The organism is Citrobacter sp. R-1.5.2, from assembly GCF_035064245.1.
Classification (GTDB): domain Bacteria; phylum Pseudomonadota; class Gammaproteobacteria; order Enterobacterales; family Enterobacteriaceae; genus Citrobacter.
In genome coordinates this window covers 585,891-599,986 of sequence record NZ_JASEYC010000002.1, presented here as the reverse complement: position 1 = coordinate 599,986, position 14,096 = coordinate 585,891, and the positions used below count along the sequence as shown (strand labels likewise).

Annotated in this window: 17 protein-coding genes; all 17 read right to left on the bottom strand. The window is 52.4% G+C overall.

What is annotated here, in order from left to right:
• Nucleotides 1–69: 69 nt before the first annotated feature.
• Nucleotides 70–600: a DNA circularization N-terminal domain-containing protein gene (locus QMN38_RS06980; protein WP_323604742.1), complete on the bottom strand. Its 531-nt coding sequence runs from the start codon at nt 598–600 to the stop codon at nt 70–72.
• Between the two features lie 67 nt (nt 601–667).
• Entirely contained in the window at nt 668–2,473 is a 1,806-nt protein-coding gene (locus QMN38_RS06975; protein WP_323604741.1) for a transglycosylase SLT domain-containing protein, read from the bottom strand.
• Between the two features lie 141 nt (nt 2,474–2,614).
• Complete coding sequence (locus QMN38_RS06970; RefSeq protein ID WP_115601864.1) at nt 2,615–2,893, bottom strand: phage tail assembly protein; 279 nt, start codon at nt 2,891–2,893, stop codon at nt 2,615–2,617.
• Nucleotide 2,894: 1 nt separating this feature from the next.
• Nucleotides 2,895–3,266 carry a phage tail tube protein gene (locus tag QMN38_RS06965; RefSeq protein ID WP_115643072.1) on the bottom strand — a complete coding sequence of 124 codons (372 nt, stop codon included), beginning with the start codon at nt 3,264–3,266 and terminating at the stop codon, nt 2,895–2,897.
• A 3-nt stretch (nt 3,267–3,269) separates the two neighbouring features.
• Nucleotides 3,270–4,772, bottom strand: a complete 1,503-nt coding sequence (locus QMN38_RS06960) for a phage tail sheath subtilisin-like domain-containing protein (RefSeq protein WP_323604740.1) — start codon at nt 4,770–4,772, stop codon at nt 3,270–3,272.
• Nucleotides 4,769–4,966 (bottom strand): DUF2635 domain-containing protein, encoded by a 198-nt coding sequence (locus QMN38_RS06955; protein ID WP_000497745.1) that lies wholly within the window; start codon nt 4,964–4,966, stop codon nt 4,769–4,771. Before QMN38_RS06955 ends, QMN38_RS06960 begins: the two co-directional genes overlap by 4 nt.
• A 3-nt stretch (nt 4,967–4,969) precedes the next feature.
• Nucleotides 4,970–5,515, bottom strand: coding sequence for a hypothetical protein (locus QMN38_RS06950; protein WP_001083242.1), 546 nt, complete (start codon nt 5,513–5,515; stop codon nt 4,970–4,972).
• Nucleotides 5,512–5,871, bottom strand: a complete 360-nt coding sequence (locus tag QMN38_RS06945; RefSeq protein WP_000537794.1) for a head-tail joining protein — start codon at nt 5,869–5,871, stop codon at nt 5,512–5,514. Before QMN38_RS06945 ends, QMN38_RS06950 begins: the two co-directional genes overlap by 4 nt.
• Nucleotides 5,872–5,875: 4 nt before the next feature.
• Nucleotides 5,876–6,256, bottom strand: coding sequence for a hypothetical protein (locus QMN38_RS06940; RefSeq protein ID WP_001118869.1), 381 nt, complete (start codon nt 6,254–6,256; stop codon nt 5,876–5,878).
• 1 nt (nt 6,257) lies between these two features.
• On the bottom strand, nt 6,258–7,307 hold the full coding sequence (locus QMN38_RS06935; RefSeq protein ID WP_000427679.1) for a major capsid protein: 1,050 nt from the start codon (nt 7,305–7,307) through the stop codon (nt 6,258–6,260).
• Nucleotides 7,308–7,404: 97 nt separating this feature from the next.
• A complete protein-coding gene (locus tag QMN38_RS06930) occupies nt 7,405–7,809 on the bottom strand; it encodes a head decoration protein (RefSeq protein WP_001472189.1) in 405 nt (134 codons plus the stop codon).
• Nucleotides 7,809–8,399, bottom strand: coding sequence for a hypothetical protein (locus QMN38_RS06925; RefSeq protein WP_001472856.1), 591 nt, complete (start codon nt 8,397–8,399; stop codon nt 7,809–7,811). Before QMN38_RS06925 ends, QMN38_RS06930 begins: the two co-directional genes overlap by 1 nt.
• Before the next feature lies 1 nt (nt 8,400).
• Nucleotides 8,401–9,267 carry a S49 family peptidase gene (locus tag QMN38_RS06920; protein ID WP_001052909.1) on the bottom strand — a complete coding sequence of 289 codons (867 nt, stop codon included), beginning with the start codon at nt 9,265–9,267 and terminating at the stop codon, nt 8,401–8,403.
• Nucleotides 9,264–10,901: a phage portal protein gene (locus QMN38_RS06915; protein WP_001045359.1), complete on the bottom strand. Its 1,638-nt coding sequence runs from the start codon at nt 10,899–10,901 to the stop codon at nt 9,264–9,266. Before QMN38_RS06915 ends, QMN38_RS06920 begins: the two co-directional genes overlap by 4 nt.
• Nucleotides 10,901–11,164, bottom strand: a complete 264-nt coding sequence (gene gpW / locus QMN38_RS06910; protein WP_000483309.1) for a gpW family head-tail joining protein — start codon at nt 11,162–11,164, stop codon at nt 10,901–10,903. The genes QMN38_RS06915 and gpW overlap by 1 nt, the downstream gene beginning before the upstream one ends.
• A gap of 8 nt (nt 11,165–11,172) precedes the next feature.
• A complete protein-coding gene (locus QMN38_RS06905; protein ID WP_151237313.1) occupies nt 11,173–13,296 on the bottom strand; it encodes a phage terminase large subunit family protein in 2,124 nt (707 codons plus the stop codon).
• Entirely contained in the window at nt 13,238–13,807 is a 570-nt protein-coding gene (locus QMN38_RS06900) for a hypothetical protein (RefSeq protein WP_000210383.1), read from the bottom strand. The genes QMN38_RS06905 and QMN38_RS06900 overlap by 59 nt, the downstream gene beginning before the upstream one ends.
• Nucleotides 13,808–14,096 lie beyond the last annotated feature (289 nt).

The following is a 14,096-nucleotide window of genomic DNA, read 5'->3' as shown; positions in this document are numbered from 1 at the left end:
ATGGAAACCGCCAGCCCATTCCCCGGAGGAAAACATGGTCAGGCAAAAGTGTAGCGGTATTAGGCGCAGCTATTTAGCTACAGCAGTGCTCACCAGTTTCAGGTAGTTAGTCCGGACTGAATTTCCGGCAGCAGCACTGTCCGTTATAGCAAAAACTTTCTGACCTGATTCAATGACCATCAGGGTGAATTCAAATACCCGGCCGTTTTCCATCGACCCAGAGATACGAAGACCATTTTCAGGAACAGATACCGTTAATTCACCGAGCGTTGGATGAATCAGCGTACCGCTTCCTTTTTTTTCACAGGCAGCAATGAGCGACTGACGTTGAGTGATAACATCACCACCACCGTAAACCTGACTGTTCTGGATGATAAATCCACGGAGAACAAAACGCCGGGTTCCCCGACCAAGATCCTCTATCCAGGCCGTATCCCGATAAGGGTATTCATGTACAGCCTGACGTCTGCCATGGCTACCTTCTTCCATCACCATGGCGAAAGGAACACCACGAAAGGAACTGGAGCGTATTAATCCCCGCCAGTCATCGTTGTCACCGCCCCCCATCAGTGCAGTTATTGCATTCTGGATAATTGGCATCAGGTCTCCTGAAATAAAAAAACCGCCATCTGGCGGTTAACGTATATACAATGACAGTTGAAAATGGTCAGTAAGACATGGGTAACGTTATCCGTCCCCCATCTTCGGCGCTGTATTCCCTACGCCCTCCCTTCCCGTCGATCATGGTGATCTCAAGTTTCAATTTTTGCTCAGCCATCGCACTCATGAAGGAGCGTGTAATATTATCGGTAAGGGTCTTATCTGGTCCCGAACGCTGCAACTCTGGCTGAATGATTCCGTCTCCAGAGGATTGTTCGTTCACCGGACTGTCAGGGAAAGTATCACTTTGCTGTTTTTCTTCATTGATAATTTTCTGGTAATGACCGAGCACCGCATCAGGATAAGCCCGGTTCACAGGGCCCCAGCGACTTGTGTCATATCCCCCGTGATAGTATCGAAGCGCCAAAGGAACATCGCCGCCTGACCTCAGTAAGTTTTCGGATAAAATTTGTGCTCCAGCATTAATGTTCTGGTTTGGGTCGGTCCAGTCCGTTATCCCGGTTGCTTTGAAGTTTGGTCGGATTATCTGCATTAACCCATAAGCATCAGCACTACTTGTAGCATTAGGGTTACCCCCTGATTCTTGCATCATGACAGCTTTGAGCAATCGTGGGTCAACGCCCCATTTTTTACCTGCATCACTAAAAATTGAATCATACTGCTCCCCCTGGTTATAAGGCACATAACTATTACCAGGCGCATCCCGGCGAGTAATAACTGATATATCGTCCTGCAACTGGAGTGCGTTATCCGTTGCCTGGTAGCTCGCATCGTATCGTTTACTGACGGCGTCAGTGTAAATTCCGGCATCTACTGCACCACGTTCACTTCGGGGCAGGCTGTTATAAAGCGCTTTATCGTTCTGAATGCGGCGAAGTTTAGTTGCTTCATCGCTGTTGATGATGCCAAGCGCATGAGAAAGGCCGGTAAAGTCACCGTTGGTGAACAGATCGGTAACGCCTTCAAGTCCGTCTTTAACTGAACCATCCGATAGAATGGTCTTAAGCGCCTTGTTTTTTGAACGTTGCCACAGCCCATCCCAGGAGGCGCTAAGTTCATTCATCGTGCCATTGATGTCGCTGAGCTCTTTATTAAGTTCAGGATCAATTGTTAGCCCAAACTTATCCGATTTTGCCAACAGATTTGTTAGCTTGGCCCCTTCACGCATTAATGCCAGCATTTCCGGGGTAAAAGCCATTGCATCCGCAAATGACTTTTGCTGTTCAGGACGCAATGTAGGAAACACTCTGGCTATCTCCTGCAGTGTTCTTAGTACATCAACAGATCCATCTTTATTTTTTTGTATCTGTACGCCAATCTGTGCCATTGCCCCCAGAGCCTGGCTGTTTGCTCCACTATTAGCTTCTTTTAGTGTTTTTGCTATCCCCTCAATAGAAGTTCTGGCACTTTCGCTTGCAGAGCCATTAATTTGCATTGCACCAGCAAGCCGTGAGAATTCATCAATCCGCATCCCTGCATTTTTTGCAGACACATCAAGATTGTATGCTTCCCTGGACGCTTCCCGAAAGCCATAGGCAACCTGTTTGAGTCCATAACCGGCAGCACCAACAACCCCAAGCGCACCAAGTTTACCGGAAAGTTCCCCCACCATTTTCAATGGAGGAACCATATCCCCGATAAGTTGCACGTTATCCCTGGCCGTTTTAGACAGATTTTCAAAGCGTGAAATAAAGCCATTTAGCCCATCAACTGTTTCCTGCCCACCCAACTGAAGCCCTTCCTTGGTTCTATCGAGTTTGGGTTCAAGGCCACGGATAGCTTCGTTGATACGGTCAATAACATCACTAACCTGATCATTAGCCACCAGCTCAAAATCAAAGACATTACTCATCGTCTTCAGGTTTCCTGAGTTTGTTGATCCGGGATGCCTGGGCTATCCACCATTTCAATCGGGCGCGGGTCATCCCCCACGCCCTATCTTCTGTCCATCGGAAATAGAAAGTTACATCAGCTGCCGATTCCTGCCAGGCCGTCAGGCCTTCCAGGTCAAAAAACTAAGCAGGTACTCCTCACACTTGCGAAAATCAATGAAGTCCATCGGCTGCAGAACGCTTTCACGCGTATCTGTTACGAGCGCAATTAGTAAACGCATTGCTGCGAGAGACGTAGATGCAGCCTGTTTTTCATAAAACTGCTCGGCCTGGCTGAGGGTCGGAGCTTTTAGTTCAAGCTCCGGATAGGTCATTTTTTTCGTCGTATCCTCAAGAGGCTTTACGAGAGGGATAATTTTTACACGTTCTAATTCAGCCATATCAGTTCTCCGATACTTCCCGGCCTTCCCAGCGAACATCAAACACAGCATCTTCGCTTTCCACTTCCTGAACGTTTACCGTCCAGAGCCCTTCACCAATAATCGTTTTACCATTTGCCAACTCGGCAACGATGTTGACGTTGGTTTGCTCGCTAAAACCCTGGACGTTAGTCCCGCCGCTATCACGTAAACGGGCTGAAATGTAAGGTGCTACAGGCTTTTCTTTATACCCATGAACACCATCCATCCCAGCTAAGGTAGTGCGGTTTACCTTTGACACCTGATATTTGAAAGAACCTTCAACCATTACCGTCACACCGTTAACAGTGACGTACGCGGTCCCCGCCAGGCGGTTAGAAGTATCACCTGCCATCGTTTAAGCTCCTGTTGATTCAGCGCGAGTGCGGAACTGGTTGAGTAACGCGAAAACACGTAGCTGGTTAATGAGAGTACCAGGCCACAACACATCAACGCGGTTAGGGTTTTTGGCGTTCTGCTCAACAATAATGTTTTTAGCAAATGCCTCTTTGTCTTGTGCATACCCGTTCCACACCAGCTTTCCATATTCGGCGATCTGATCAGCTTTGATAATGTTTGGGGTAACAATCGCGGCACCGGGAGCAAAGCGGGTACCATCCGCCGCCAGCTTCATTCGTCCAAACTTGCTGGTTACTGCGGTTCGAAGATACCGGGTGACAAACATCAGGCTGAAGAGCGTCTCTACTTCCAGATAGCTATCATCCGCATCGCCGTATGCATTTTTCTGATAGGTGGTTATCAGGTTTTCAATACGAACCGTACCGTCATCATCAACCGTGAAAGTAGAAATGCCGCTGTACAGCAGATTGTTACGCTCGGTCAGCTCAAAGCGATCCTGCAGTTCTGGCGCAAGCACCCCCTGAACAGCGAGCGACTGTAGCGGGCGGCCGGGGTCATTACGCAGACTCACCGCAGCTGCGCCGGTGTAAGCTGCAGACCATGCCCAGGAAGGGGACGGCGATTTATTTACGCCCAGCAGGGTCTCATGCTGGTTATTGCGCAGCTCACCTTTGGTACCGAGCTGGGCGTAAGTCCCGGTGGTGGTACCAAAGGAATGGCCATAAAGCTGCTTGTCCCATGCCCAGCGACCGCCAGTGTCTGACAGGAACTCCTTCATCACATTCAACGAGGTTGTATCGTCGTAAGGGTTGATGATGAAATCGAATGTCCGATCCTGCAGGTTTGCCAGCGCGCCGGTAATATCCGGAGCCCCGACTCCGTTAGACATAGCAGTAATCGTCAGTTCCAGGCCTGCAGGTGTGGACTCGCCTCCAGGTAAGCCGAGGAAGTTCAGGCGAATGTCGATCCCATTACCCGTAGCACCAAGATTCTTCGCGGTCAGGGTTACGGTATCCGTAGTCGCACTGGCGGTTACAGGTAGCGTGGTTTTTGCGTTAATCGCCGCGGCCAGAGAGGTGGCGATCGCTGCCACCGTATCTGTTGCTACAACGGTCAACTGAATGCGCTCACCAGCAATATAAAGGGAGATCACTCCGGTTGCCGTCGGTGCGCTGCTCACTTTAATGGTGCCAGTTGCAGCCACCATGGAATCGGAGTCTTCCTCCAGCGGCAGGATCCAGACTTCGGCTGCGGTATCATTTTTCTGATACGCCGCCATCATGGCCTGCAGAATTCCCCCTTTTCCTGTCAGCTCACCGACGGTATCCGAAGAGGAAACTCGCTGCGGAATACCAGGGGGGGTTGAGCCGGTACTGAGCATCCCACCGATAAGCAGGGTGCGCTGCGTGGCAGTGGCGTTATTCGCCATTGAGTTATCAAACTCAACGAAGAAAAGCCCTACCCGCAGGTTATCGGGAACACGAGCGAAAGGTACGGTCATTCATTTTCTCCCGCTTTTTTAGGTAATGATTGTTTCTCTGGCGCGCCCTCATCCTTTTTAGAGAGGATCACGTCCCCATCGCTCAGACGGCGACGCCAGAAAATATTGTCAGGTACTTCAGCACCCTCTTTAGGCAATGGGATGCCCTTGACGGGGCAGCGAACGCTGAGCCCGTTGTTCGGCTTAACAAACATGGATTACTCCTGAAGATTGAGGCTGATACCCGGTTTAACTGTGCCGTCTGGCATGTCGACCGCAATATCCATGCCCTCAAGGGGAACCGACTGGACAGGATAAAAATCTTCCGGCCCCTGGTAATGCTCTATGTCGATCTCGAAAAGAAGCTGCCCCATATGGGCCTCTCCTTCTGAATCAACATTGATGGTTGAACGAACTTCCGCGTATTTCTGAATATTCCGCGTCAGTTCGTAGCTGTTGATCACCGCGCGCTCCACCTGCTCGCGAAGGCTTTCAAGCGCCAGCTCTGCCCGCATGGCTCCATCATCCACTGTATCGCCGTCATACTCCTGAACGCGCCCAGTGATCCTGACAGTGGTGAGGGTGGTAAAAGCAGGGGTATTACGCCCCTGTGATTTTTTCTGTTCAAAAGGCGTCTGAACCAACAACACAGGATACATATCTGGTGAAGTTGACCAGTCGCGTGGAGAGAATACGCGGTCGCCCGCGCTGGTTGTCCCGGTTAGTGCAGTGACAACCATTTGCCGTATCGCTGCTGAATTCATCGCGGTTTTACCACATTGAGGACAAGACGAGATCCGCCATGACTGTCGGGTTCGACGTTTGACACAACAAATAACTGATTGATGATGTGACCACCGACCGTCTTTATAAATACCCGGTCAGATACAGCAGGTTGCGATTTACCCAGCTTGCGAAATTCAGCATCGCGCACACCCAACATCGGGCTGGAGGTGTTAATTTCTGAATCGCCATCAAGGTTTTCAGCAACCTGCGCATAACCACGGTCAAAAATCCCGTTAATTGTAAAAGGAGTACCGTTACGTGGACGGTACTCGTGCTCATCGCCAAAGACATCATGCAGCGGACTCAGAAGATGAGAATCCCAGTCCACGCCCATGTCATTACCCTGTCGTAACTGAAACTGATGGCTGAGAAGCAAGAACTCGCTTACGAAGCACATCAACATCAGCAATAACGCCGGACTGCAGAAGACGCTCAGCATCTTTGCCGGTTACAGGGATGCGCATATTTTCGCGGTACATCTCCCCGTCATGACGAATGCAATTCCCTTTCAACACCACATACTCCTGCGATTCAGTGTCTCCGGATTTTTCGTCACCACCATCGTCATCAACAGACAATTCGGCATCATCTGTTTTGCTCAAAGGCTGTTTTTCCTGGGTGTTATCGCCAGCATTCAGGTCGTCAACGCTCAGGCCGTCTTTGGCAGATCCTTCTGCATTCAGATCATCAGCCAGCCCGGTATTAGGTTGTTTTGCCATATCAGACCACCGTTGCGCAGAGGGATGCATTTACCCGGCTCGGAATAACCAGCGGGGAGGATTGCATCAGGATAAGACGCTGGGCTGGATCTTCTTTCACCCAGGATTTTGGCGCATAAGCCAGCGGACCGTAGTTGAAAGCCGGGTCCAGGATAACGCCAAATGCGCGGGTACCCATCAGATCGGCACCACTCATAATGACAGCGCCATCGGGGATCATAGGCTTCTCGACGTTGTCCAGCGGGTCAATAAACCAGTCGTTATATAACCAGAGGTCAAAGTTACCCCAGCGCCCTTTATAAATTGCGCCCTTCATTACCTGTGGGCCGGCGTTAATCTGGTTACCAAACGGGCTCAGCGCCGGGAATGTAATGGCGTTATCCTTGATGGTGGTATCCAGTCGGAATGCACGCCATGACTTATTCGTAAAGACCAGATCCGTGGCGACAGAGCCGGACTCTTTCAGGAAAGTAGTCTGCCAGATTTCAATGTCATCTGATGGCTGGGTATTGGTAGCGCCAGCTGCAACGGTCAGTGGCCATTTATCCGAGCCGCTAAGAGTGATGGTCAGATCCGAAGCACGCCCGAAATCCACCACCTGAGTTTCATAGCCCTCCCCGGCGACGGTTACGGTCCCAGACACCAGCGCACTCGCCGCCATCCATTCCAGACGACGGTTGATCATGTCAATCTGGTCAGTCATTTCAAACTGAAGGTTCAGCATTTCGCGCTCGGCAGCGGTATATTCCCCGCCAATACGCTCACCAATCTGGCGGCGGATAGGTTTGCGCAGGTCCGGCGCGCGCTTATCTTTGATGTATGCCGGTTTGAAGGTATTGGTCTGGTATTTACGGGATTCGACCAGCTTACCTTCCACCAGCGGGGAGACGAACGGCGCCATACGACGCAGGCCGACATCAACATCAATCGCCACTTCTTCAGTCTCGTAAGTCACGACATTCGGGAAGAAGCGATCGAGCAGCCAGTTCTGACTGGTTTTCAGGTTAGGAACAACCTGCACCAGCACGCTGGTATCAAAAATATTTTCCATATTCAGTCTCTTGATAGTGCCAGCCGCAGCTGGCAAAAAATTTAAACGAGCCAGCCCCTGCCGGTTAAAGCATTCGTCAGGAGAGCCGTGGGGGAAATCAGGAGGTGGTTACAGGTGCCTGGTCACTGTCTTTCAGGAAGATAGCCAGCGGTCGGAGCGCTTTTTTCAGGTCAGCGGTCGTCCAGGAGTTATCAAAAATAATTCGGTGCTGGTTGAATTCCCCCATCAGATACAGGCCGCCGTTCTGATCGGAAGACGATGCATCAACATCATCAACCAGAATAGCAACGGGTAACTGACTGCCATCTTCAGCCGTTTTCACACATTGCGTGTATTTCCCGCTGGCAGCCACCAGGCCCAGGACAGTACCACGCTTAAAGGCACCGCCCGTAATGATCCCGGTGTCAGTCACCAGCTGGAGCGTGCCAGCGACAAGCTGATCCGGAACAAACAGCGCGCTCTTCATGCCAGGCGCAAACGCATTCTGACCAAACTGATCCATTATTTCTCTCCTCTTGTGGAGTTGTAGAGGCCGGTCATTTTACTTACCAGCGCAGACTTTCCGGTCTCTTTCTGTCCGCTATCCGGATTAAGCCGGACCTGGTGGCTTTCCTGCATACGCTGATCGAGAGAGCGTTTACGGGATGGCTGAGATGCGGCTGCGGCCGGAGCCGAAGAGGCTAGGACATTAATTGCTGCCGCAGAACTCATCCCGGTATTGAAAGCCAGTGACGCGGCCAGTGAAGGATTCGCAGCTGCATGCTTACTGCCGAAAATACGGGCGCAGCGTTTACGCTCAGCAGCGCGTGCATTTTTTACCGCCTTACTCTCTTTGCGATCGTCGTCGCCGTCGTCTTCAGAATCATCATCTTCTGACGCATCCGGATCATCGCCGTCATCTTCAGCATCATCGTCGCGTTCGTCTTCTTCCGCGTCGTCGTCGCGCTCATCATCATCGGCATCATCTTCGCGCTCGTCCTCTTCCGCGCGACGGGCTTTCGCTTTTTTGGCTTTTTTATCCTCTTCTTCCTCAGAAGCGGAAGGGCCAAGACCAATGAGGTGAGCAAAACTAAACGTCTTTTTCTTTGCCATTTCAGGCTCCTGTTTTTTCAAGTAAGTTTTTGAACGCAGCGTCAGGAGGACACACCTCATCAGCCAGTCCAATTTCAACGCCATCAGCAGCCATAAAACAGGCGGCCTGGGTACTTTTTATAACCTTTGCGCTAATCCCCCGGTTTCTGGCAACAGTGTTCACAAACAATTCGCCCATGGTGTTAATGTCCTGCTGGATGGCGGCCAGCGCTTCATCTGACAACTCTCTCAGCGGCGAACCTTCAGCCTTGCGGGATCCATAGGTGATGATCGTAACTTTAAGACCGTCATCTTTAATCCGCTGCGTCCAGTCAAGGTGCATGGTGATCACACCCACAGAACCCACTCCGCCGGTGCGCGGAACAGAAATCCGGTCCGCTGCACTGGCAATGGCATACGCAGCGGAATAAGCGCTTTCCGTCAGAATGGCATGGATAGGCTTTTTCCCCCGGGAGCCGTAAATGACATCAACCAGATCGAAGCATCCAGCGACCTCGCCGCCGGGTGAGTCGATATCCAGGCAAATGCCCGAAATGTCGGGATCTTCCATCGCAGTAAGAAACGCCTGACGAATGCCGTCATACCCTGTCATTCCACTGTACGGACGCAGACTGCCCAGTTTTTGCACCAGCGTTCCGCATATCGGGATGACGGCGACACCCAGCACATTGTCATAACCCGGATCACTACGGGATTCACGTCCCCGGTTATCGTCATATCCGTACCAGTCATCCTCCATGGCAAGAGAAGATTCGATTTTACTGATACCAAATCGGTCCATTACGGATGCCATGATGACTTCGGCTTTACTCGGGTGCAGCGCCAGCGGGGTGTTAAATAATCGCTGGGCCAGATGGGGTAGATTCACTTTTCCTCCGGATCGGTAATGGTCTGGCTCGCAAACTGGTCAGCCTGTGCCCAGCTCGGAAGCGGTAATCCGCGTTTAAGACATGACTCAATTTCTCTCTGGCGCTGATCAAGCACTTCTTCCCAGTCTTCACCGACGTTTTCACCCACCTCAATCTCGAGGGTGGAAAGTCCGGCATCCAGACCAAGAATGGCGCCTTTTTTCTCTGCAACCGGATCCACCCAGCCGCGCCCTGGCCCCATCCAGCGCGCGCGAGAATACGCGGCTCTGGCGTCAACAAAATCAGGTGCGCCTGCGGGCAGGGGTAAATCCTCATTGTCGTGAACTTCTTCAACAAAGGCGGTGAGAATGGGCTGAGCGAAGCCGGTAGAAAAATCGTCCCGGCGGCGAGTCAGTGTTTTCCATGCCTCCAGCAACGAGGAGCGTGCAGAACTGTAGTTAACGTCAGACCAGTCCTGGGTGACCTGCTGTGGGGACAACCCTGTTCCTGAAGAAAAATTACGGAGAACAGCAGATTCGAAGACTTCAAAATTGCTGTAGGGCCGCGCCGCGTTAACCGTCGTGATTTTCTCACCAGGATAAAGAATGGGCATTCGGGCACCATTCTGAAGTGTCAGACGCCGATCGTTATGGAACTCAACACGCCCGTCCTGATAAGTGCCTAACTCCGACTCGTCATAGGTCTCGCCCAGGGCAGACTGAACCATCGCAGGGTCATAGGGTGACTCAATGTAAGCGGCGAATATGGCATTAAGAATTGCTGCCTCAAGCTCACTCTGGTCATACTTCACCAGCATTTTCAGACGCTGAATAACCGGAGTCAGGATGCCGTTACCGCGGTGCTGCGCGCCACGCTCATGATCAAAATCGTGAACCACATGCGGGCGGCCCCAGTCAGTTTCACGCGGGATACGCTGCCACGTCATGGTTTTAGCCCCGCTCCACCAGTCACCGATATGGGCCTCCCTGATGTGGTAAGCAACCGGCGCACCGTCCGCATCAATTTCAACGCCACCACGGACATTTGGCATATCGAAATTCTGCTGAGGATTACTGAGGCGGTCAGGATCGACAATCTGTACCGTGGTGGCGTAACGCCCTCTTCCGGGACCAAGCCTGTCAGTTCTGTACTGGAGAATGGCCAGAGCATCCCCGTCAATAAGCTTGTGACGAAATCCCAGGCGTAACATCTGCGACACGGTGAGTTTTCGTTCAACATCACAATACCGGCCAGGATCGTTACTCCAGGTCCGCCAGTGCCCGTCCAGTGCTTTTCCGTACTCTTCCGCCCAGGACGCATCAAACGCCTTGTTTCCGGTGATCATTCTGAGAACACGGTAATCGGGTTTCATGATGGGGCGGAAGTTGGCACCAACCGCATTATCCAGCAGACGTGTGACCGCACCGTTTGCCCAGCCGTCATTACGGACCAGATCGCGTGCGCGGGACACGATGCGATCCCGGTAAATGTTAATTTCATTGTCCGGGGACCACAGCGCGGGTTGCCAGTTCGCCAGTTGATCGCTGAAAGAGTCAGCTGCGTCATAAGGTACGCGGCTCCCCCCCACCAGCATAGAGGGACGCTGCTGTCGCAACGGCTGCCCATCAGAGCCCAGTATCTGTACTTTATTCATCAGAATCTAAACCTCGCTGGTTTCCGGGGACGAGAGATAATCCCCAGTTGCGCCTGCAGAAGTTGAATCAGGGCCAGCAGATCAGCCAGGGTGCTTTGCTGATAAGACACTGATCGCGTCCCGTCTCCCTGCGTATAGGAAAACGAAACACCGTGGCTCCCGGTTGCTAAATCAATGTACGCCTGCTGAGCTTTCGCAAGCGCATCCCTGAGCTGATCGTCAGTCATTGCGCCGGCAAGCAGGCTGGTGTTCCGGTTGAACATGATTTTCCTTATTTCGGCAGGAGTTGCGATATTCGCTTACGTTTGACCGGCGCTGGTTCTTCAATAACCGCACCCGGCAGCTCGTAATTGATTTTCTCTTCCTGTCCAACTGGCGCTGGCAGGAACTTATCCGGATCGGCTTCGAGGTTGGCGGCCCGGACGTTGAGTTTTAACCCCATATGTTTGAGACCGCACAGCGCGGCATAGCTGTAAACGAGGCAGTCAAGCGCTTCGTTAGCTCGTCCTGGTATTGCTTCCCAGATACTGTACCGCTGCCCGGAAATGACTTTGTAAACCAGTCGCTCCGCCAGCAGCTGATTGAAGTACCCGAGATCGCGATCGTCAGGAAAATGCATATAACCCGCAGCGGCGGCGCCAGGTTTGGGTGGCTCAAGATGCAGGCGACCGCGTATCACGTCTTTCGCTGAGTTAACCCCCAGAATGACAGGGCGGAAACTGGCTTTGCTTTTCGATGATGGTCGTTTGGTCGGCCAGACAGGATTGCGTTTGCCTCCCTGTGCAGACTCCCCCTTAATTGCCCAGACACGACGGCCAAGACGCTCTTTGGCGAATTCGTATACCTTCTGCGTATGGTGGCCGCCGGAGTCCATGCACGTTGCCATGATATTCAGGCCGCGCCCGTCACCACGTCGCCAGATCTGTTTCAGGTATGCATCCAGTCGCTTCCAGGGTTCTTCCGTCTCAAGGTCACCATAAATAACGTCATGCGCGACCGACCACGATTCTTCATCTCTCCCCCAGCCGGTGATCGTAATTTCGAAGCGATCGTCCTGGGTATCAACTCCAGCTGTTAACAATGCCACCCCGTCCGGAACGACGGCCGGAAATATTTCCCGGCGCGCCAGCAGAACATCAACAGGGAGCTGTTTCCCATGATTAGGTCGGTGCGGAAGCCCCATCTGGGTATTCCACCACGCCTGTTCCTTATCCGGATCGCCCTTCGCATCGATATATTTTTTCGCAATATCCGACGGCTTATCTTTTTGCCAGGGGCTGAAAAGCTTGGATGCCTGGTACCCCGCGTGGTGGTTATCGACTGCCTCCCTTCCACAGGAGGGGCAGATTGCGCGATAGACCGCATGCCGTTCCGACTCTGACCATTGCCAGACCTTTTCAACGCTGCCCTCGTCTGCCGCCCGCCAGGCAAGGTCATAATCCATCAGCGGTGAGTGCCGCTCCCCGCAGCACTCAAATGGGCGCGTCTGATGCCATCGAATAGTGTGCAGAGCTCTGAGGCGCTGTCCTTCGGACCAGCCACTACCACAGCATTCGCAATAGAGCATCGCCGATTTAGTCAGGTGTTTATCTCCCTCTTTCGGCCACTGAACGTGTTTGAAAAAGTCGGGGAACTGGCGGTGGCCACAGTGCGGGCAAACCACAGATGCCCGGCGCTGATCGGAGTCGGCGTAGCTGTCAGCAATGCGGCTCTCATCCTCCACCGTCGGCGAACAGGCGCGTACAGACAGCCAGGTCAGGCCAAATGTCGCTGTACGCTCTTCGGCCAGCGCAATTGGATCGCCTTCGCGGGTTATCGGGTACTTGTCCACTTCATCCGCCAGCAGGACACGAATCGGACGACGCGCAAGGTTATCAGGACTACCAGCACCCGCCAGCGCCAGAAATCCGCCAGTGAATGCCTTGTAAAGAATGGTTTCTTTCGAGCTTTTCTGTTTCGAATCACCGATGATTTTACGCAGTACCGGCGTCACCCTTACCAGCGGGCTAATACGCTCTTTCGAAAACTGTTCAGCGGCTTCTTCTTTCGGCTGCAGCAGCAGTATCGGACAAGGATCGAGGTGGGCAAAATAGCCAAAAAGGTTTTCCAGCAGTGCTGTCTTCATCAACTGGGTACAGCACATTACAGTGATGATATGAACCCCGGACTCCGTCGCGGCAAGCATCGGTCCGCGGGCAATTTCTACCGTCGATGTTTCCCAGTTTCCCGAAGTGCTCCCAGCCTCTTTTGCCAGCTTACGATAGTCATCTGCCCACTGCGGCACACTGATACGCGGCGGGGGTGTCCAGCCTTTGCGGACGCTTAATTCAAGACGCTCAATCTTCTGCCGGGTTAAACTCTGGCTCTCCGAGGACTGAGATGTGTTTGTGGACATGTTCAATCAGCACCTCTGTCATCCTGTCCGCCGGTACATCCAGATCAGCAGCCATTAGCGGCGCCACCCTGGACGGCCAGTTAAGCCAGGCATCACGCTGTTGGCGAAAGGCGTTGAATAAAACCTCCTCGGCTGCTGTCAGCTCAATAAGCTGGCCGCTGTCTTTTTCATACTGCAGCTTTGCCTGCAGGGCCATGTAATTCTCGCGGATACGTCCCGCTTCCTCTCTCGAAAGATCTGCCCCTTCAGTGAGCATTATCTGGCGGACAGTTTTATTGATTTCATCACCGTCATCATCGTTATCGCTAACGACGGGAGTTTTCTTTTTCTTCGCGTTCGAGGCGCGCGGGTCTTTGCCATCGCGGTTTTTCTTCAATGCCGCATCGCTGGCCTCTACGTCAATCAGGTCTCCGTCCATCACAATGAAGCGCCCGGCTTTAATCCACCGACCAATTGTTTTGCGATCCACACCTGAATGTTGTGCGTACTGACTCTGGTTCATCGTGGTCATGGGACATCACCTGGGACATTTTCTGGGGTGGGACATTCGCCTGGGACATTTTTGCCATGTCCCACCAGAATGTCCCACTGGAATAAACTGGAATAGCCAGAGCTGGCGAGGTGTCCGTAATGATCGCCAGAGGTGGGACATGGGACACAAATCTGAAAGTTGTAGCTAGGAAAACACCGCGGCGCGCAATGCCCGTGCCTTACAAAAGTCTCAGGAAGGACCCATTTTTTTAATGGCTTCGACCATTCGCTCCGACTATGATTATTCCTATTCAATACAAGGAGAATGT

Coding starts and splice junctions, on each gene's coding strand:
- QMN38_RS06980 (WP_323604742.1), bottom strand. CDS start 600: ATGCCAATTATCCAGAATGCAATAACTGCACTGATGGGGGGCGGTGAC.
- QMN38_RS06975 (WP_323604741.1), bottom strand. CDS start 2,473: ATGAGTAATGTCTTTGATTTTGAGCTGGTGGCTAATGATCAGGTTAGT.
- QMN38_RS06970 (WP_115601864.1), bottom strand. CDS start 2,893: ATGGCTGAATTAGAACGTGTAAAAATTATCCCTCTCGTAAAGCCTCTT.
- QMN38_RS06965 (WP_115643072.1), bottom strand. CDS start 3,266: ATGGCAGGTGATACTTCTAACCGCCTGGCGGGGACCGCGTACGTCACT.
- QMN38_RS06960 (WP_323604740.1), bottom strand. CDS start 4,772: ATGACCGTACCTTTCGCTCGTGTTCCCGATAACCTGCGGGTAGGGCTT.
- QMN38_RS06955 (WP_000497745.1), bottom strand. CDS start 4,966: ATGTTTGTTAAGCCGAACAACGGGCTCAGCGTTCGCTGCCCCGTCAAG.
- QMN38_RS06950 (WP_001083242.1), bottom strand. CDS start 5,515: ATGAATTCAGCAGCGATACGGCAAATGGTTGTCACTGCACTAACCGGG.
- QMN38_RS06945 (WP_000537794.1), bottom strand. CDS start 5,871: ATGGGCGTGGACTGGGATTCTCATCTTCTGAGTCCGCTGCATGATGTC.
- QMN38_RS06940 (WP_001118869.1), bottom strand. CDS start 6,256: ATGGCAAAACAACCTAATACCGGGCTGGCTGATGATCTGAATGCAGAA.
- QMN38_RS06935 (WP_000427679.1), bottom strand. CDS start 7,307: ATGGAAAATATTTTTGATACCAGCGTGCTGGTGCAGGTTGTTCCTAAC.
- QMN38_RS06930 (WP_001472189.1), bottom strand. CDS start 7,809: ATGGATCAGTTTGGTCAGAATGCGTTTGCGCCTGGCATGAAGAGCGCG.
- QMN38_RS06925 (WP_001472856.1), bottom strand. CDS start 8,399: ATGGCAAAGAAAAAGACGTTTAGTTTTGCTCACCTCATTGGTCTTGGC.
- QMN38_RS06915 (WP_001045359.1), bottom strand. CDS start 10,901: ATGAATAAAGTACAGATACTGGGCTCTGATGGGCAGCCGTTGCGACAG.
- gpW (WP_000483309.1), bottom strand. CDS start 11,164: ATGTTCAACCGGAACACCAGCCTGCTTGCCGGCGCAATGACTGACGAT.
- QMN38_RS06905 (WP_151237313.1), bottom strand. CDS start 13,296: ATGTCCACAAACACATCTCAGTCCTCGGAGAGCCAGAGTTTAACCCGG.
- QMN38_RS06900 (WP_000210383.1), bottom strand. CDS start 13,807: ATGACCACGATGAACCAGAGTCAGTACGCACAACATTCAGGTGTGGAT.